At 34.6% G+C, this 17,157-nt stretch carries 20 protein-coding genes; 18 read left to right on the forward strand and 2 right to left on the reverse strand.

The features are described from left to right. Positions 1-5 precede the first annotated feature (5 nt). The 11 genes from ACWNMZ_RS12555 (at position 6) to ACWNMZ_RS12605 (ending at position 9,811) form a co-directional block, all read left to right on the forward strand. Positions 6-272 (forward strand): IreB family regulatory phosphoprotein, encoded by a 267-nt coding sequence (locus tag ACWNMZ_RS12555; protein WP_031538876.1) that lies wholly within the window; start codon positions 6-8, stop codon positions 270-272. A gap of 4 nt (positions 273-276) precedes the next feature. Further along, positions 277-693: a Holliday junction resolvase RuvX gene (gene ruvX / locus ACWNMZ_RS12560; RefSeq protein ID WP_031538877.1), complete on the forward strand. Its 417-nt coding sequence runs from the start codon at positions 277-279 to the stop codon at positions 691-693. 13 nt (positions 694-706) lie between these two features. Further along, complete coding sequence (locus ACWNMZ_RS12565) at positions 707-994, forward strand: DUF1292 domain-containing protein (RefSeq protein WP_031538878.1); 288 nt, start codon at positions 707-709, stop codon at positions 992-994. Positions 995-1,287: 293 nt separating this feature from the next. Beyond that, entirely contained in the window at positions 1,288-2,439 is a 1,152-nt protein-coding gene (gene mltG, locus ACWNMZ_RS12570) for an endolytic transglycosylase MltG (RefSeq protein WP_031538879.1), read from the forward strand. Between the two features lie 307 nt (positions 2,440-2,746). Further along, positions 2,747-3,388 (forward strand): O-methyltransferase, encoded by a 642-nt coding sequence (locus tag ACWNMZ_RS12575; RefSeq protein ID WP_031538880.1) that lies wholly within the window; start codon positions 2,747-2,749, stop codon positions 3,386-3,388. Positions 3,389-3,390: 2 nt separating this feature from the next. Beyond that, a complete protein-coding gene (locus tag ACWNMZ_RS12580; protein ID WP_031538881.1) occupies positions 3,391-4,320 on the forward strand; it encodes a peptidase U32 family protein in 930 nt (309 codons plus the stop codon). A 19-nt stretch (positions 4,321-4,339) separates the two neighbouring features. After that, positions 4,340-5,608 (forward strand): peptidase U32 family protein, encoded by a 1,269-nt coding sequence (locus tag ACWNMZ_RS12585; RefSeq protein ID WP_031538882.1) that lies wholly within the window; start codon positions 4,340-4,342, stop codon positions 5,606-5,608. A 5-nt stretch (positions 5,609-5,613) separates the two neighbouring features. Further along, positions 5,614-6,249, forward strand: coding sequence for a uridine kinase (udk, locus tag ACWNMZ_RS12590; protein ID WP_031538884.1), 636 nt, complete (start codon positions 5,614-5,616; stop codon positions 6,247-6,249). Between the two features lie 453 nt (positions 6,250-6,702). After that, positions 6,703-7,179 carry a transcription elongation factor GreA gene (gene greA / locus ACWNMZ_RS12595; RefSeq protein ID WP_031538886.1) on the forward strand — a complete coding sequence of 159 codons (477 nt, stop codon included), beginning with the start codon at positions 6,703-6,705 and terminating at the stop codon, positions 7,177-7,179. A 94-nt stretch (positions 7,180-7,273) separates the two neighbouring features. Then, the gene (locus ACWNMZ_RS12600) at positions 7,274-9,022 is read left to right on the forward strand and encodes a peptidoglycan D,D-transpeptidase FtsI family protein (protein WP_449598651.1); all 1,749 of its coding nucleotides are present in this window, start codon (positions 7,274-7,276) and stop codon (positions 9,020-9,022) included. Positions 9,023-9,169: 147 nt separating this feature from the next. Then, positions 9,170-9,811: a DUF1510 family protein gene (locus tag ACWNMZ_RS12605; protein WP_235247898.1), complete on the forward strand. Its 642-nt coding sequence runs from the start codon at positions 9,170-9,172 to the stop codon at positions 9,809-9,811. 46 nt (positions 9,812-9,857) lie between these two features. Here ACWNMZ_RS12605 and ACWNMZ_RS12610 read toward each other — a convergent pair whose 3' ends face one another. Continuing rightward, on the reverse strand, positions 9,858-10,070 hold the full coding sequence (locus tag ACWNMZ_RS12610) for a YrzA family protein (protein WP_031538889.1): 213 nt from the start codon (positions 10,068-10,070) through the stop codon (positions 9,858-9,860). A 231-nt stretch (positions 10,071-10,301) separates the two neighbouring features. Here ACWNMZ_RS12610 and ACWNMZ_RS12615 point away from each other — a divergent pair, with 231 nt between their 5' ends. The 7 genes from ACWNMZ_RS12615 (at position 10,302) to ACWNMZ_RS12645 (ending at position 14,811) form a co-directional block, all read left to right on the forward strand. After that, positions 10,302-10,952 (forward strand): class I SAM-dependent methyltransferase, encoded by a 651-nt coding sequence (locus tag ACWNMZ_RS12615; RefSeq protein ID WP_031538890.1) that lies wholly within the window; start codon positions 10,302-10,304, stop codon positions 10,950-10,952. Position 10,953: 1 nt separating this feature from the next. Beyond that, positions 10,954-11,646: a 5'-methylthioadenosine/S-adenosylhomocysteine nucleosidase gene (mtnN, locus tag ACWNMZ_RS12620; protein WP_031538892.1), complete on the forward strand. Its 693-nt coding sequence runs from the start codon at positions 10,954-10,956 to the stop codon at positions 11,644-11,646. Positions 11,647-11,788: 142 nt separating this feature from the next. Continuing rightward, entirely contained in the window at positions 11,789-12,712 is a 924-nt protein-coding gene (cysK, locus tag ACWNMZ_RS12625) for a cysteine synthase A (protein ID WP_449598652.1), read from the forward strand. After that, positions 12,713-13,846: a bifunctional cystathionine gamma-lyase/homocysteine desulfhydrase gene (locus tag ACWNMZ_RS12630; protein WP_031538895.1), complete on the forward strand. Its 1,134-nt coding sequence runs from the start codon at positions 12,713-12,715 to the stop codon at positions 13,844-13,846. A 472-nt stretch (positions 13,847-14,318) separates the two neighbouring features. Continuing rightward, positions 14,319-14,468 (forward strand): YrzI family small protein, encoded by a 150-nt coding sequence (locus ACWNMZ_RS12635; protein ID WP_251627491.1) that lies wholly within the window; start codon positions 14,319-14,321, stop codon positions 14,466-14,468. A gap of 26 nt (positions 14,469-14,494) precedes the next feature. After that, positions 14,495-14,647, forward strand: a complete 153-nt coding sequence (locus tag ACWNMZ_RS12640) for a YrzI family small protein (RefSeq protein ID WP_449598653.1) — start codon at positions 14,495-14,497, stop codon at positions 14,645-14,647. A gap of 23 nt (positions 14,648-14,670) precedes the next feature. After that, positions 14,671-14,811 carry a YrzI family small protein gene (locus ACWNMZ_RS12645; RefSeq protein ID WP_449598654.1) on the forward strand — a complete coding sequence of 47 codons (141 nt, stop codon included), beginning with the start codon at positions 14,671-14,673 and terminating at the stop codon, positions 14,809-14,811. A gap of 201 nt (positions 14,812-15,012) precedes the next feature. Here ACWNMZ_RS12645 and ACWNMZ_RS12650 read toward each other — a convergent pair whose 3' ends face one another. Further along, positions 15,013-16,950 (reverse strand): fructose-bisphosphatase class III, encoded by a 1,938-nt coding sequence (locus tag ACWNMZ_RS12650; protein ID WP_031538897.1) that lies wholly within the window; start codon positions 16,948-16,950, stop codon positions 15,013-15,015. Between the last annotated feature and the right edge of the window lie 207 nt (positions 16,951-17,157).

Raw genomic sequence — 17,157 nt, forward strand, 5'->3', positions numbered from 1 at the left:
TCAAAATGAGCTCATTCGATAAAACAATGAGATTCAATTTTCCAGAAGAACCATATGAACATGATGTAAAAGAAGTACTTTATCAAGTATATGAAGCACTTCAAGAAAAAGGGTATAATCCGATTAATCAAATAGTTGGTTATCTGCTTTCCGGGGATCCTGCTTATATTCCCCGCCATATGGATGCGCGGAATATCATCAGAAAATTAGAGCGTGATGAAATCATTGAGGAACTTGTGAAGTTTTATTTAAAACAGCAACGAGAGGAATAAACATATGCGAGTAATGGGCTTGGATGTTGGCTCAAAAACAGTTGGAGTAGCTGTTAGTGATGCTTTAGGATGGACAGCACAAGGAATTGAAACGATTCAAATCGATGAAGAAAAAGAACGATTTGGTCTAGAACGCATTGGATCCTTGATTGTTGAGTATGATGTAGGTAAAATAGTGGTTGGACTTCCCAAAAATATGAATGGTAGTATAGGCTTTCGTGGTGAAGCTAGCCAATTGTACGGTAAGCTTTTAGAAGAGCGATTTGAATTGCCAGTTATTTTTTGGGATGAACGACTAACAACAATGGCTGCTGAGAGAATCCTTTTAGAAGCAGATGTTAGTAGGAAAAAACGCAAAAAAGTTATTGATAAAATGGCTGCATCCTTGATCTTGCAAGGGTATTTAGACAGCCAAAAATAATGAGGTGGAAATAATGGAACACGGTGAAACTAATACAATTACAGTTGTAGACGAGCAAGGTAATGAACAATTATGTGAGATTCTGTTTACATTTGAATCGGATGAATTCGGAAAATCATATGTATTATACTATCCTATGGGCGAAGGAGATGACGATGAAGAAATCGATATCCACGCATCTTCTTTCATTCCGAACGAGGAAACAGGAGACGGTGAGCTTTCTCCAATTGAAACTGAAGAAGAATGGGATCTTGTTGAAGAAATGCTTAACACATTCCTTGCAGAACAAGAAGAAGAATAATTTACGGTTAAAAAGAGTCCATTTAGGGCTCTTTTTTTGCTTTGTTCTAAATAAATTGTTACATTTTTGACTATCAGTCTATGTAAATAAATAGAGCGATCCTTCGATTTCAAATCAGCATAATAAACGCCATAGTATCGGAAAATATCTGATGTTAAGTTACTATCCAGCTATGTTAGCCTCCCATCGACAGGTAAATTTTGATAAAAGCTACAAATTTCTTTGCAAAATATAGTATAATAGGTCGAGATATGTAAAAAAGTTTGATTGGTGTGTGTCAAGGAGGGAAAAGGTTGACTAAAAATAAAGACGAAAAGAATGCTTCAAAGAGTAAGAAAGAGTTATTTTTAGCTAATTTAAATCAGAGACAACAAGAAGCGAAATTAGTAAGAAGAATAGTGGCGATCGTTGCCCTTATATTGATTATAATTGTAGCAGTTGTAGGGACTTCTGGTTATTTCTATATAAAATCAGCACTTCAGCCTGTTAGTTCTGACAGTGATAAAGAAATTATTATTGATATTCCAATTGGTTCTGGTGTAAGCACTATTTCTCAATTGCTGGAAGATAATGGACTCGTAAAAAATGCGAAGGTGTTTAAATATTATGTAAAATTTAAGAATGAGTCGAATTTTATGGCAGGGGAGTATCACATGAATCCTTCCATGACGATTCAGGAAATCATTGAAAGCTTAAAAACAGGCAAGATTATGCAGGAGCCAATTTTTACTATGACAATACCTGAAGGCAAACAGCTCAAGGAAATAGCTGCTATTATTGCAGAAAAAACAAATCAAAAAGAAGAAGAAATTTGGAAGCAATTAAATGATGAGACATTTATCAAGGGGTTAATGGCACAGTATCCTGATATTCTGACAACAGAAATTTGGGCGAAAAATATTAAGTATCCACTTGAGGGATATTTATTCCCCGCCACATATTCTTATTATGAAGAAAAACCAACACTAGAATCAATCATCTCTGTCATGCTTGATAAAACAGAAAGTGTCGTAAATGCATATGAAACGGAGATTGCAAGAGATGATTTAACTGTTCATCAATTCTTGACAATGTCCTCTTTAATAGAAGAAGAGGCTACAAAAAATGTGGATCGAAAAAAAATTGCAAGTGTCTTCTATAACCGGATTGAAGAAGGCATGCCTCTGCAAACAGATCCTACTGTCCTCTATGCATTAGGTGAACATAAGGATAGAGTGCTTTATGAAGACCTAGAGGTAGATTCTCCATATAATACCTATCAAAATGTAGGCTTACCGCCTGGCCCAATTGCGAATGCTGGAACGATTTCCATGGAAGCTGCATTACATCCGGAAGAAACCGATTATTTATATTTTCTAGCTTCGAAAGATGGGAAAGTATACTTCTCTAAATCGCTTAATGAGCATAATGAATTGAAAGCTAAATATATTACAGAGAATAATTAAAAAAGAGACTGCAGGCAAAAAAATTGCTGCAGTCTTTTTGTCTAGTTTAATCTATTTTGATTTCCATCCTAGATTGTTCGAAAATTCGTCAAAATTATACGGTGTTTACATTTGATAACCGAAGATTTATTAGCATTCAACAATATTTTATGATAAAATAGTACAAGTGTTTTTGAGTATATATTAGTCAATTACCCGAATTTCATACACATTTAATGAGTTGTTAGGTTCTTATTCAGAAGCTAACTATTTTTAGGTAGAAGACAAAAAAGGATAGGGCTTTAAGGAAAATAGGAGGGACTCATCCTTGCAAAATAAACAAATCCTGGATTACATTGAACAATTAATTCCAGAAAGAAATGAGCAATTGCGAGAAATAGAAGAGTATGCTCGACAAAATGAAGTTCCAATCATGGAGTTAGTAGGAATAGAAGCATTATTACAATTATTGCGTATTCAACAGCCTAAAAAAATCTTGGAGGTTGGTACAGCAATTGGCTATTCCGCATTAAGAATGGCAGAGGTACTCCCGTTTTCTCAAATATTAACGATTGAAAGAGACGAACACCGGTATTTAGTAGCGAAAGAAAATGTAAAAAAGCTTAAAAAGGAATCACAAATAATCTTATTGCAAGGTGATGCCCTTGAACTCGATTCCGCTGTAGAACATTATGGACCGTTTGATGCCATTTTCATTGATGCAGCAAAAGGACAGTATCAAAAGTTTTTTAATCTATATAGCCAATTTTTATCAGCTGACGGAATCGTATATACAGATAATATACTATTTCATGGCTTAGTTGCAGAAAGGGAGATAGAGAGTAGAAACCTTCGCCAATTAGTACGTAAAATAAGAAATTACAATCAATGGCTAATGGAAAATCAGGAATACCACACAGCGATTTTGCCTGTCGGAGACGGTATTGCAATTAGTAAAAAGAGGGGATAATCATGAAAAAACCGGAATTACTAGTAACGCCAACCAGCATAAATGATATTGAGCCACTTATTGATAATGGAGCAGATGCATTTGTGATTGGTGAGCAAAAATTTGGTTTGAGATTAGCTGGTGAATTTGATCGTGAGGCAACAAAAAAGACGATTGAAATAGCTCACCAAAGAGGAAAAAAGGTTTATGTAGCTGTAAATGCTATTTTTCATAATGATAAAATAGAGGATGTAACAGAATATCTTCGTTTTTTAAATGATGTGAAAGCAGATGCTGTTATCTATGGAGATCCAGCTGTTTTAATGATTGCTAGAGAAGTAGCTCCAAGCTTGAAATTACACTGGAGTACAGAAACGACAGGAACGAACTGGTATACGTGTAATTACTGGGGGCGAAAAGGAGCGAAAAGAGCAGTTCTGGCGAGAGAAATTAGCATGGATGCTATTATTGAAACAAAAGAGAACGCAGAAGTAGAAATAGAAATTCAGGTTCATGGAATGGCAACAATGTTTCAATCAAAACGTACTTTGCTAGAACACTATTTCCAATATCAAGGGAAAGAAGTGGAATTGGAAGCGAGCAAAACGGATAAGAATTTATTTCTTCATGATAAAGAAAGAGCAAATAAATACCCTATTTTTCAGGACGAAAATGGTACGCATATTATGAGTCCAAATGATATTTGTATTATTGATGAGCTTCAAGACCTTATAGAAGCTGGCGTTGACTCTTTTAAAATTGATGGTCTTCTAAAAGATTCAGCATATATTATTGCAGTTACTGGTTTTTATCATAAAGCAATATCCATGTACTTAAATAATCCAGGTCAATATGACGAAGAAAAAGATAATTTACTTGCTGAAATAGAAAAAATTCAACCACCTAATAGACCATTAGATACAGGATTTTTCTTTAAAGAAACGGTTTACTAAAAAATGGAGGAGAAGGGAAATGACAATAGTTAAAGATCCTATTTCTGAAATAAGAGATGGAAAAAGAGTAATTATAAAGAAACCGGAACTATTAGCACCAGCTGGTAATCTAGAAAAATTAAAGATCGCTGTTGCTTACGGGGCAGATGCTGTATTTATTGGTGGGCAAGAGTATGGACTTCGTTCGAATGCTGGAAACTTCACTTTTGAAGAAATGAAAGAAGGAGTGGAGTTTGCGAAGAAATATCAGGCGAAAGTATATGTAACAACTAATATTTTTGCACATAACGAAAATATCGATGGATTGGAAGATTACTTATTAGGTTTACAGGCAGCAGGTGTTCACGGAATAATAGTTGCCGATCCTCTAATCATTGAAACTTGTCGACGAGTAGCACCGGAAATTGAGGTCCATTTAAGTACACAGCAATCTCTTTCAAATTGGAAGGCTGTTCAATATTGGAAGGAAGAAGGATTAGAACGTGTTGTGCTTGCTCGTGAAACAAGTGCTGATGAAATAAAAGAAATGAAAGAAAAAGTAGATATTGAAATTGAAACCTTTATCCATGGTGCGATGTGCATCGCTTATTCAGGCCGTTGTACATTAAGTAATCATATGACTGCTAGAGATTCAAATCGTGGTGGTTGCTGTCAATCCTGTCGTTGGGACTATGATTTATACAAGCTAGAGGGAGAAGAAGAACAGGCTTTATTTACGGATGGGGATGCCCCTTTTGCAATGAGCCCGAAAGACTTAAAACTAGTTGAATCGATTCCTCGTATGATTGAACTAGGTATTGATAGTTTGAAAATTGAAGGTAGAATGAAATCTATTCATTATATAGCAACAGTTGTTAGTGTATATCGTAAAGTTATTGATGCTTATTGTGCTGATCCAGACAACTTTATCATTCAAGAGGAGTGGCTAAAAGAACTGGATAAATGTGCAAATCGAGAGACAGCACCTGCTTTCTTTGAGGGACAGCCAGGGTATAAAGAGCAAATGTTTGGAAATCATAGCAAAAAGACTACATTTGACTTTGCTGGTTTAGTGCTGGATTATCAAGAAGATACAAAAATGGTAACATTACAACAAAGAAACTTCTTTAAACAGGGGCAGGAAGTCGAATTTTTCGGTCCAGAAATCGATAATTTTACAATGGTTGTTGAAAAAATTTGGGATGCAGATGGCAACGAAATCGATGCAGCAAGACATCCGTTACAGATTGTTAAATTCAAGGTGGATCACCCTGTTTATCCAAATAATATGATGCGAAAGGAGCTTTAATTAGCATGCAGCCGAAACCAGTAGTAATAGGTGTCGCAGGTGGCTCCGGTTCTGGAAAAACAAGTGTGACAAAAGCTATATTTGACCATTTTAAAGGACATTCCATTTTGATGCTCGAACAAGATTATTATTATAAAGATCAATCTCATTTACCTTTTGAGGAGAGATTGAAAACAAATTATGATCATCCTCTCGCATTTGATACGGAGTTATTAATAAGCCACATTCAAAAATTATTAAATTATGAGTCAGTGGAAAAGCCTGTATATAATTATGCCATGCATACCCGTTCAGAGGAAACGATACTAGTTGAGCCAAAGGATGTAATTATTGTTGAAGGTATTTTAATTTTAGAAGATGAAGGTCTAAGAAATTTAATGGATATGAAGCTGTTTGTGGATACAGACGCTGATTTGCGTATTATCAGAAGATTGATGAGAGATATCAAAGAAAGAGGAAGATCCATTGACTCCGTGATTGAACAATATGTAAATGTAGTTCGCCCGATGCATAATCAATTTATAGAACCAACGAAAAGATATGCAGATGTTATCATTCCAGAAGGCGGCCATAATCATGTAGCAATTGACTTGATGGTTACAAAAATTCAAACAATTCTTGAACAAAAATCGCTTTTATGAAACAATAGATAGTATTCATTAAAAAGTACTTAGATAAATTTAGGCTGGGACAAAAACATTTAGAGAGTCCGACTTTATAGATTTACTATTTAGTTTGATCCCAGCTTCATTTTTCCCAATAATGATTATGTAAGTACCAATAAGTTAAGATAACAGGAAGAAGAGGAATAGAGTGTTAGAAGGCAATGGAGGAAACAAAGTGAACTTCATTAAAGGGAATCAATTTTCAACAAAAACCACTAATCAGTAAAAAAATGTTTAAACAGAACGGTTAATCTGGTAGAAAATGCTTTCTTTTTTCCTCAATCCGTATTAAACTCATTCTATTAGAAAAAAAGCGCGTCTATCCAAAGTTGTCGTGCTAGTATCTTTAATACATAATTTATTAGGGGCTTTTAGAAGAGCATATATGTTATTTTTTCTATTAATCCCATACTTGAAGGAGTGAAGATTTTGGCAATTGAAAAAGAATTTCCAATGACATTAGCAGGTAAAGAAAAATTAGAACAGGAATTAGAGCAATTAAAAACGGTAAAACGTAAAGAAGTAGTAGAACGTATTAAAATTGCACGTAGTTTCGGAGATTTATCTGAGAACTCAGAGTATGATTCAGCGAAAGAAGAGCAAGCATTTGTCGAAGGTCGTATTACGACAATTGAAAATATGATTCGTAATGCAAAAATAATCTCTGAAGACGAACTTGATCGTGACACAGTTTCTCTTGGAAGCTCTGTAACCTTTATCGAGCTTCCAGATGGAGAGGAAGAAACATATACCATCGTTGGTAGTGCGGAGGCAGATCCGTTTGAAGGGAAAATTTCTAACGATTCTCCAATTGCCAAAAGCTTATTCGGCAAAAAAGTTGGAGATAAGGTAATTGTACAAACTCCAGGTGGAGAAATGAATGTACAAATCGTTACAATTAAATAAGTATGATTTAAATAAGTTGGTAATTATATAAAAAGTTATCATGACTTGTTTATAAAGGAGACACCTAGTCAACACTCTTGATGAGGTGTTTTTTATGTGGAGAAAAAGAATAGTTGGCATTGGCATTGTTTTTTTATTTGCCCTTTGTGTTTTGCTTGGTCGGTTAATACAAGTTCAGTTAGTAGAGACAAACCATTTTACTAAGCATAATATTAATTTGGTGGAAGCAAGTGTAAAGCAAAGATCTCAGGAAATGGAATTAGACAATGGTCGGGGAACCTTTCTTGATAAAAATGGGGATGCTCTAACACATCAGACAAAAGCGGTTTTAATATTATTTCCATTTTTAAATAAAATGGATTGGGATAGCAAAAAAGTAGTGGATATTATTGGGACAAGTGAATACAATGTAAAGAAAAGTATAGAAGATGCCGAAGATCCAGTAGTATTTGGAGGTAAGGAACCTTTAGAATTAACAAGCAGTCAAATGTCTGCTATCAATAAGCTAAAAATACCAGGTGTATTTGCTGCGGAGAAAAAATTTCATATCAATAACAATATGGCTGAACAATTGCTTGGTATTACTGGACAAAACTACGAAGAACTTCAAAAGCGTTATCCAGATAGAGAACTATCAAGTAATACATTAATTGGCTTAACCGGATTGGAAAGAAGTTTTGATGAATTTCTGTTGCCAGATGGGGAATCAAAGCTTGTTTACCATGTAGATGCAAAAGGAGGACCGCTATTTGGCTTAAATGTTAAATATGTAGAACCAGCGAATCCTTTTTACCCTGTCAATGTTCGAACTACGATAGATACGGAATTACAAGAGATGGCTGAAAGATTAGTGGATGAACAAGGCATAAAGAAGGGTGGACTTGTTCTGTTGGATCTCGAGGATAATTCTGTTGCAGCCATGGTGTCAAGACCAAAGATAAATAAAACAAATCCATATCAGACAGACGGAGTAAATAACTATATGCTGAAACAGCAAATTGTTGGATCTGTTTTTAAAACCGTCATCGCAGCTGCCGCAATTGATAACAAATTGGATGACCCTAATAGGCAATTTAATTGTAGTAAAAAGATTAACGGTGACCCAGACCCAAATTATCAGCATGGGATGCTAAATTTTACAGAAAGTTTTGCTGTTAGCTGTAACAATACATTTGGAACATTAGCAAAAGAATTAAAAGACATAGATGAGAACTTAATCGAAGAATATGCCGAGAAATTATCCTTAACTAGTTTAGTTGGCTGGGAAGGAAGTGTTTTTCATTCAGCAGATTTTCAGCAGTTTAGTGGAGAAGAAAAGGGGAGAGTGTTTCTTAATGCGGAAGCAAAACAGGACAAAAACTTTGTTGCATTAACAGGTATCGGCCAACATGAAGTTCGAGTTACACCACTAGCTGTTGCCAATATGATGGCTACCATTGCTAAAGGAGGGACGAAGGAAAGTGTACAAATCGTATCAGATATTCAATACAAAAATGGAACGACCTTTTACTCTTTTGATAAACAAGAGCTAGACGGGGAAAGTTTATCTCCTTATACTGCATCAAGACTGCAACAGCTATTAAGAGAAGTTGTTAGAAAAGAGAAAGGGACCGGGAGATGGTTTCAGGATCTTCCTTACACGGTTGCGGGTAAATCAGGAACGGCGGAAACAGGCGTATTTCAGGATGGTAAGCAGCTTCATAATAAATGGTTTGCAGGTTACTTTCCATTTGATAAACCTAAGTATGCTTTAGTAGCGGTAAATTTAGATGTCTTTTCAGATGAAGGGGGAGTAAATCAACTTTTTGCCGATGTAGTAAAGGGGATATATGAAAAGCAGTAAGCTCAGGGACCGATAAAGGAAAATACATAGGGTTCCTACTTTTCTAAAAGCGTACTAACATGTTAAAATATGAACAGTGAAAAAAATGGAATGGGAAGCCGTGCTTATATAGATAGAATGGAAGAAGTCAATAGGAGGAGAAACACCTTGAGTAAAGAAATAAATAATGAAAATAGCACAAGATATCAACAGAGATCCAAGAGAAAGAAAACGAATCTTATTTTGAATGGGTTAATTATCGCCGTAATTTTATTAATCGGATTCGTATCTTATTCTATTTTTCATACGAACGATGAAAATAATGCAGATAAAAAACAATCGAGCGGTACGAATACAGGTCAGGAAGCAACAAATGACGAAACAGCTAAAACAACTGAATCTGACGAAGCAACGAATGAGGAAGATACACAAGTAGATGAAGAAGCAGCGGAATCGGAAAATGGAGAAATGGTAACAGAAGGGGGAAGTGATTCCAATGTAGTCAAGACAATAGAGAATTCTTCCTGGGAGCCAGTAGGAACAACACAAACTGGTGAGCATGTTGCATCATATTCAGAAGGTGTGGATTGGAAGGAGCAAGTAAAAGCCTTGTCCTATGCGACTGGATTAGATAGTAATAATATGACGGTGTGGTTCCTTGGCAATAACAACAAAGATCCACAGAAATCAATAGGGACCGTTTCTTCGAAAGACCAATCTGAAAAATATAGAGTGTATATTGAATGGGTTGACGGAAGCGGTTGGAAACCGACAAAAGTAGAGGAAATAAAAGATTTAAATATTCGTTAAGAGTGAAACTGGAGGAAAGACTCTCCAGTTCTTTTTTTGGTTTGTATTAAAAATTCTTTTTCAGTTTGAAATGCACAACAGCTGTATAATAAGGCCGCCCATTATCTAGTAAAGTAACCTGATGAGAAACTGAGTGCACTGAGAGTAGAATGGATTTATTTACTTCAATCTGTTCATTTATTTTTTTCTCGATTGTTTTCAAACTCTCGCCTTCAAAAAATTCTACTTTATCTTCGATTAATTCTAATTGAATATTCATGTATAACTCCCTTTCTACTACTAGTAAAAATATCATAACATAAGCAAACGATGGAAGAATAATAAAATAATGAAACACGCAAAAGAGAGTTATTAAAAAATAGGGAAATAACTTACTATTATAAGTTTGTTGATAACAGGAAGAAAGATATGATAAATTAAGAACAAGAAATATTTTAAACCATAGTATACTTATAGGAATTTAATATTATAACAACAGGGGTGCAGAGCTATGGGAAAAGAGTTCCTAGAAATCTTTGAACAATGGGCTGAATCTTATGATGATAGCCTCACTAATGATATTGAATATGAAGAAGTATTTTGTCATTATGACCATATATTAAACAATGTTGCTAAGCGTTCCACTGGCCATGTTGTAGAATTTGGACCGGGAACTGGGAATCTAACACTTCAATTGATTAAAAAAGGATTTAAGGTTACAGCGATTGAACCATCAGCTGCTATGCGAAAAATTGCAAAGGAGAAAATTGGTGCAAGAGCACAGCTAATAGAAGGAGATTTTCTCGAATTCAAGTTAGATTTTATACCAAATACATTTGTAAGTACTTATGCATTTCATCACTTAACCGATCAAGAAAAAGAGGAAGCGATTAAACAGTATAGTAATTTCCTGCCTATAGGTGGTAAAATAGTGTTTGCTGATACAATGTTTGTCACGAAAGAAGCATACGATGAAGCAATAAAGGTAGCGACCGAAAAGGGACAGCAGCATTTAGCAGAAGACTTACAAAGAGAATACTATACAACAATCCCTTTTCTAACGGAAATCTTAGAGAAAAATGGCTTTTCTGCTCATTTCGAGAAGATGAATGATTTTGTTTGGATTATGGAAGGGGAAAAAATAGACGAAAGAGGTAAATGAATTGAAAATCGCAATTATCGGGGCAATGGAAGAAGAAGTAATTTTATTACGTGAACGAATAACAAACAAGAAAGAACACACAATCGTTGGATTTCAATTTGTTGAAGGGCAATTATACGGTAAAGAGGTTATCCTACTTCGATCAGGTATAGGAAAAGTAAATGCGGCAATGAGCACAACAATCCTCCTTCAGACATTTAAACCAGATTATCTTATTAATACTGGATCAGCAGGGGGACTAAATCCTGAATTAGAAGTAGGAGATGTGGTTATTTCTAACGACGTGCGCCATCATGATGTTGATGCCACAATTTTTGGTTATGAATATGGGCAAGTTCCACAAATGCCTGCAAGTTTTAAGGCAAATGAAAGGTTAATTGATATAGCTGAACAGAGTGCCAAGGAAATTGGAAATCATGCTGTAGTAACAGGTTTGATTACAACAGGTGATTCGTTTATTAATCAACCTGAAAAAGCAGCATTTATTAAATCAAAATTTAATCAACTACAAGCAGTTGAAATGGAAGCAGCGGCTATTGCTCAAGTAGCATATCAATATAACATTCCATTTGTTATTATTCGTTCCTTATCTGATATTGCTGGTAAAGAATCCCACTTATCCTTTGACCAGTATTTAGAAAAGGCAGCTGTACATTCAGCAAATCTAGTTATGGGAATCGTTAGCAGAATCTAAAAGTGGCGGAGGGTTAAAAACCCTTCACCTTTCTTTTTCTATAAAGTCGAGTAATCCAATAAGAATAATAAGAAGTAATTATATTATGGATACCACGAAATTTTCAACAAAAAGGGTAAGAATAAAATAGGGGGTGTAGAGTTTGAATGTTTATCAAAATGTACATCAATTAATTGGCCATACACCTATTGTGGAGCTGACAAATTTTCCATTACCTAAAAGTGTTCGGTTATTTGCGAAGTTAGAATATTATAATCCTGGTGGAAGTATTAAAGATCGATTAGGCTATGAATTAATTCAAGAAGCATTACAAAGTGGAAAGCTAACTAAAGGTGGAACGATTATTGAACCTACTGCAGGGAATACAGGAATTGGGCTGGCACTAGCATCCTTAAATACAGGAGTAAAAGTAATGGTTTGCGTACCAGAAAAATTTAGTATGGAAAAACAAGCAATTATGAAGGCATTGGGAGCAGAAATTATTCATACACCAACCTCATTAGGAATGAGTGGTGCAATAGAAAAGGCAAAGGAATTGCATCAAGAAATTCCTAATTCTTATATCCCAGGACAATTCGAAAATGAAGTGAATCCAAATACGTATTATAAAACGCTAGGGCCAGAAATTTGGGAGCAATTAAATCATCAAGTCGATATATTTGTCGCCGGAGCCGGAACGGGTGGTACCTTTATGGGAACGGCTCGATATTTAAAAGACCAAAATCCAGCTGTTAAGTCAGTAATAGTAGAACCAGAAGGCTCTATTTTAAATGGTGGACAAAGTGGCCCCCATAAAACAGAAGGAATTGGAATGGAATTTCTGCCAGATTTTATCGATCGAAAATTTTTTGACCAAATCTATACGGTTTCAGATTCAGATGCTTTTCATTATGTAAAGCTTGCTGCCGAAAAGGAAGGTTTACTTGTCGGTAGTTCTTCAGGCGCAGCTCTTTATGCAGCTGTTCAAGTAGCGAAGAAAGCAAGAAGTGGTAGCAATATCGTGGTGATTTTTCCAGATTCTAGTGATCGTTATATAAGCAAAAAAATATTTGAGGGAGGAATTTAAATGAAAAGAAAAACAAAATTAATACATGGTGGAGTTCCAAGTGATCCACATACTGGCGCAGTAAATGTTCCTATCTATCAAGTGAGTACTTATAAACAGGACGGTATTGGAAACCATAAAGGATTTGAATATTCCAGAACTGGTAATCCAACTCGTCATGCATTAGAAGAACTCATTAAGGATTTAGAAGAAGGAACAAGAGGTTTTGCTTTTAGTTCCGGTATGGCAGCTATTACTGCGGTCATGATGCTATTTAAAAAGGGTGACCATATATTATTTACAGACGATGTTTATGGTGGAACTTTCCGAGTAATGACAAAGGTATTAAATAAGTTTGGTATCGAGGCAAGTTTTGTCGATACCAGTGATATTAGCAATATAAAAGAAGCAATAAAAGAAAATACAGTTGCTTTGTATATCGAAACCCCAACCAATCCGTTATTAAAAATAACAGACATCGAGGCAGCTTCTCATGTTGCGAAAGAAAATGGCTTATTTACGATTGTAGATAATACATTCTCTACGCCATATTGGCAAACACCATTAACACTAGGGGCGGATATCGTGCTTCATAGTGCAACAAAGTATTTAGGTGGGCACAGTGATGTCGTCTCTGGATTGGTAGTCGTTAAAGATGAAAAATTAGGAGAAGATCTTCATTTTGTTCAAAATTCAACAGGCGGTGTATTAGGACCAAATGATTCTTGGCTTCTTATCAGAGGGATGAAAACACTTGGAATACGTATGGAGGAACATGAAAGCAATACAAAGCAAATTGTCTCATTTTTAGAAGAACATCCTGCCATTTCAAAGGTATATTATCCAGGTTTAAGCACACATCCAAATCATGAAATAAGCAAGAAGCAAGCACTAGGTTTTGGAGGCATGGTTAGCTTTGATGTTGGAAGTGCAGAAAACGCTGATAAGCTTTTAAAGAAAGTCAAGTTCTTCACCCTAGCAGAAAGCTTAGGGGCTGTAGAAAGTTTAATCTCTGTTCCGGCAAGGATGACACATGCTTCAATCCCAGCAGAAAGAAGAGCAGAGCTTGGGATAACTGATGGTCTTGTAAGAATTTCTGTTGGACTAGAGGATGTAGAAGATTTAATCGAGGATTTAAAGCAAGCACTACAATAATTTAAAAATAAACAGGGATATCAAATAGTATGGCTATTTGATATCCCTTTTTATCTTGACTCCTTGTCTGTTTGAAAAGATTAAACAAAAATAGGAGAAATCACTAAATAACTGTGGGTAGCCGTCTAAATTTTAAAAAAAGGTTTACAAAGCTGGCATTGGAGGATATAATTACCAATGTGAGATAAAAAAATTCTAAGGAGGTTGAATAAAATGGAAAGATTTTTACCAGAATTAAACAGTGTACTAGTAATTGAATATGCAATATACACGAATTCAACCACTTCGGAATGGGAAATTTTATCTTAGTTTAGTCTAACTAGAAAATATCCAACCGCAGGGTAGTCGTGTCCTGCGGTTTTATTATGTCTATTTTTAAACCGCAGATAGGTCTATTTGCGGTTTTTTTGTGCGCTCACGAGAAAAAAATTACATTTATGGTAATAATTGATTAAAGAGAGGTGTAAAGGAAATGACATTAAATCTAATTTTTCTAACGGTTACGATTAAGAAAAAGCAGTATACAGATGCTGATTGGATGCAAGAAATGGAAATGAAAAAAAGAATCGAGGAAAATCGTAGAAAACTCGACGAAGTAGGCTATTTAAGAAATGGGTTATAAAAAGTGCTCTCTTAGGAGGTGAAGAAATGAACTTAAGTATATTCTTTATAACAATAACGATTCACTTTAAAAAGATGACAAACGAAGAACATGCTCATTTACAGGAAATTGAGCAAATGTATGAAGAAACAAAAACAAAACAGATTCGTTCTGGGTACTTTTCCCATAACAATTACTAAAAATGTATAAGGAGTGAAAGGAAATGACGTTAAATATGCTATTTTTTACAATTACTGTTCATCAAAAACAGATGACAGAAGAAGAAATACGACATCAACAAATTATTGAGGAAATAATGGAAGAGAATAGAAGAAAGCAATTGTCTGCAGTACGCTTTTTATAAAAATTAAGATAAGAACGAGAGGTGGAAGAAAAATGTTTTTAATTATCCTGCAGTGTCGACAATCAATCTTATGGGCAGATAAAGATACTGACTAACGAGGGAACTTATAGAGAAAACATAGTAGGCCAAACTGTGCAACAATTTCTGTTAAAACAACAAACAATCAGTGAATAAGGAAATCCACTGATTGTTTGTGTCTTTTTATTTTTTTATATAGCGATATTCCAATAACTGATTTAAATCGTTCATTTGCTCCAATAACTTTTCTCCAACATTGGTTTCTAATACCTTTTTCCGTTGAAGCTCCCTATCAACAACTCTTTTTACAGATAATACATCTGTACCATTTTCGAGTACATCCTCTTTGGAAGTAAACCGTTTATGTGCAACTAATTGCATTCCGTAAGAATTGTATAATAAGGTATACCCCGCAATTCCTGTTTTTGATTGATATGCTTTGGAGAACCCGCCATCAATAACAATCATTTTTCCATTTGCCTTAATTGGATTTTCCCCATTTATTTCAGCAACAGGAGTATGTCCGTTTATGATATGCCCCTGGTCAGGATTTAATCCGAACTCCTGCAATATATTGCGGCAAATATCTTCTTGTTCTCGCAAAAAATAATAGGCATTCTTTTTTTCTTTATGTGTCTCTTTCTCATTTATAAAATATCGCTCAAACGTAGTCATATCTTTTTTGCCAAATAAGGAGGAATTCTCGCCAGTCCATAAATACCAAACTAAATCTGTAGCAAAGTCATCAGTTATTTCTGGATGATTGAAGCTATAGCGTAAATAGGATTCAAATAAATCAAACAATTCTTTTCCTCTATACTCTTTCCCATCTATTTGCATCGTTTTCATTGAACCGTCCTCATTTAAAGGAATACATCCATGGATTAATAAATTACTATTGTATTTTAAATAAAGACTTCCTTTGTTCATTAAAAAGTGTATATGTCTCGCGAGCTTTTCTGAATGCTGTATCGAAAAAAGCAGTTTATTTATGACTTGTTCTTCTTCTTTTAAAAGAAGAGAGGGATCTTCTGGATTGATTGTATTAAAGCAAGTATTTTCTAATGAGAAAATTTTTTCATTAAAATTAATTGTGTTCGTTTCATAATCAATTTTTTCTAGAAGAAGACGATGATGCATTTGAAAATCAGGGCGTCTTTTAATAATAGGCATTTCCAATTTAAATTGAATGATAGATATAGCTTGATGAATTTTGGTAATTTGTAATATATTTTCTTCTGTATTCTCTTCTTTTTTTGCATTCATTTTTGGGCGGAAAGCTTTATTATCTTTATAATATTTATTTGCTAAGTTTAAGAGAGGGCGCAAATTGATTCCATATGCATCCTCGATAATATCTAAATTATCGTATCTCGCACATATTCGAATAATATTAGCAAGACATACTTTTGATCCAGCAAATGCACCGATCCATAATACGTCATGATTTCCCCATTGAATATCAACTGAATGGTAGTCCATTAATGTTTCCATTATTTTGTCAGGATAGGGACCCCGGTCATATATATCGCCTACTACATGTAAATGATCGACAACGAGTCTTTGTATGGTATAAGCTAGTCCAATAATTAATTTATTTGCTTGTCCTAATGAAATGATTCTGTTAATGATGCTTGAATAATAATCCGTTTTATTATTCAATTCATTTTTTTCATACAATAATTCTTCAATAATATAAACAAATTGTGGTGGTAATGCTTTTCGAACTTTTGAATTTGTATATTTGGAAGATGCATATGATACTAATCGAATCATTCTTTCGATTGTATCTGCATACCAGGCATCCAGTTCATATGTATGTATAAATGAATTAACTACTCTTTTTAGTTTTTCTTCTGGATAATAAACCAATGTGGCAAATTCATCGATTTCGGCTTTGGAAAGCTCTTCTTTAAATAAATCACGAATTTTTTCTTTCACATTTCCTGAACCATTTCTTAAAACATGTTGAAAGGCATGATACTCACCATGCAGGTCACTGACAAAATGCTCTGTCCCTTTCGGAAGGTTTAGTATGGCGTCAAGGTTTATTATTTCAGTTACCACTTTCTCTTCTGAATCATACTTTTCTGTAAGTAAATCTAAATATTTCGTATCCATCTTGGCTCACCCCCATGTAATAGAAAAAGCTATCAATATATATATTATACAAGGAATAAGCGAGAATTTAGTAATTAATTTAAAATATTTGGAAAATAATTCTAATGTCCCTTTTGTTTTGGAAATAAAGATTTAGGTATTTGTCTTCTTTGATGAGATGCTCCAGATAATACCCATAATAGCTTAGAAATAAACTAAAATAAAATA

The organism is Niallia sp. Marseille-Q9988 (assembly GCF_976954375.1).

Bases quoted from the DNA above. Each gene is read 5' to 3' on its own strand.
- ACWNMZ_RS12555 (WP_031538876.1), top strand. From the start codon at position 6: ATGAGCTCATTCGATAAAACAATGAGATTCAATTTTCCAGAAGAACCA.
- ruvX (WP_031538877.1), top strand. From the start codon at position 277: ATGCGAGTAATGGGCTTGGATGTTGGCTCAAAAACAGTTGGAGTAGCT.
- ACWNMZ_RS12565 (WP_031538878.1), top strand. From the start codon at position 707: ATGGAACACGGTGAAACTAATACAATTACAGTTGTAGACGAGCAAGGT.
- ACWNMZ_RS12580 (WP_031538881.1), top strand. From the start codon at position 3,391: ATGAAAAAACCGGAATTACTAGTAACGCCAACCAGCATAAATGATATT.
- ACWNMZ_RS12585 (WP_031538882.1), top strand. From the start codon at position 4,340: ATGACAATAGTTAAAGATCCTATTTCTGAAATAAGAGATGGAAAAAGA.
- udk (WP_031538884.1), top strand. From the start codon at position 5,614: ATGCAGCCGAAACCAGTAGTAATAGGTGTCGCAGGTGGCTCCGGTTCT.
- ACWNMZ_RS12600 (WP_449598651.1), top strand. From the start codon at position 7,274: ATGTGGAGAAAAAGAATAGTTGGCATTGGCATTGTTTTTTTATTTGCC.
- ACWNMZ_RS12610 (WP_031538889.1), bottom strand. From the start codon at position 10,070: ATGAATATTCAATTAGAATTAATCGAAGATAAAGTAGAATTTTTTGAA.
- ACWNMZ_RS12615 (WP_031538890.1), top strand. From the start codon at position 10,302: ATGGGAAAAGAGTTCCTAGAAATCTTTGAACAATGGGCTGAATCTTAT.
- ACWNMZ_RS12630 (WP_031538895.1), top strand. From the start codon at position 12,713: ATGAAAAGAAAAACAAAATTAATACATGGTGGAGTTCCAAGTGATCCA.
- ACWNMZ_RS12635 (WP_251627491.1), top strand. From the start codon at position 14,319: ATGACATTAAATCTAATTTTTCTAACGGTTACGATTAAGAAAAAGCAG.
- ACWNMZ_RS12640 (WP_449598653.1), top strand. From the start codon at position 14,495: ATGAACTTAAGTATATTCTTTATAACAATAACGATTCACTTTAAAAAG.
- ACWNMZ_RS12645 (WP_449598654.1), top strand. From the start codon at position 14,671: ATGACGTTAAATATGCTATTTTTTACAATTACTGTTCATCAAAAACAG.
- ACWNMZ_RS12650 (WP_031538897.1), bottom strand. From the start codon at position 16,950: ATGGATACGAAATATTTAGATTTACTTACAGAAAAGTATGATTCAGAA.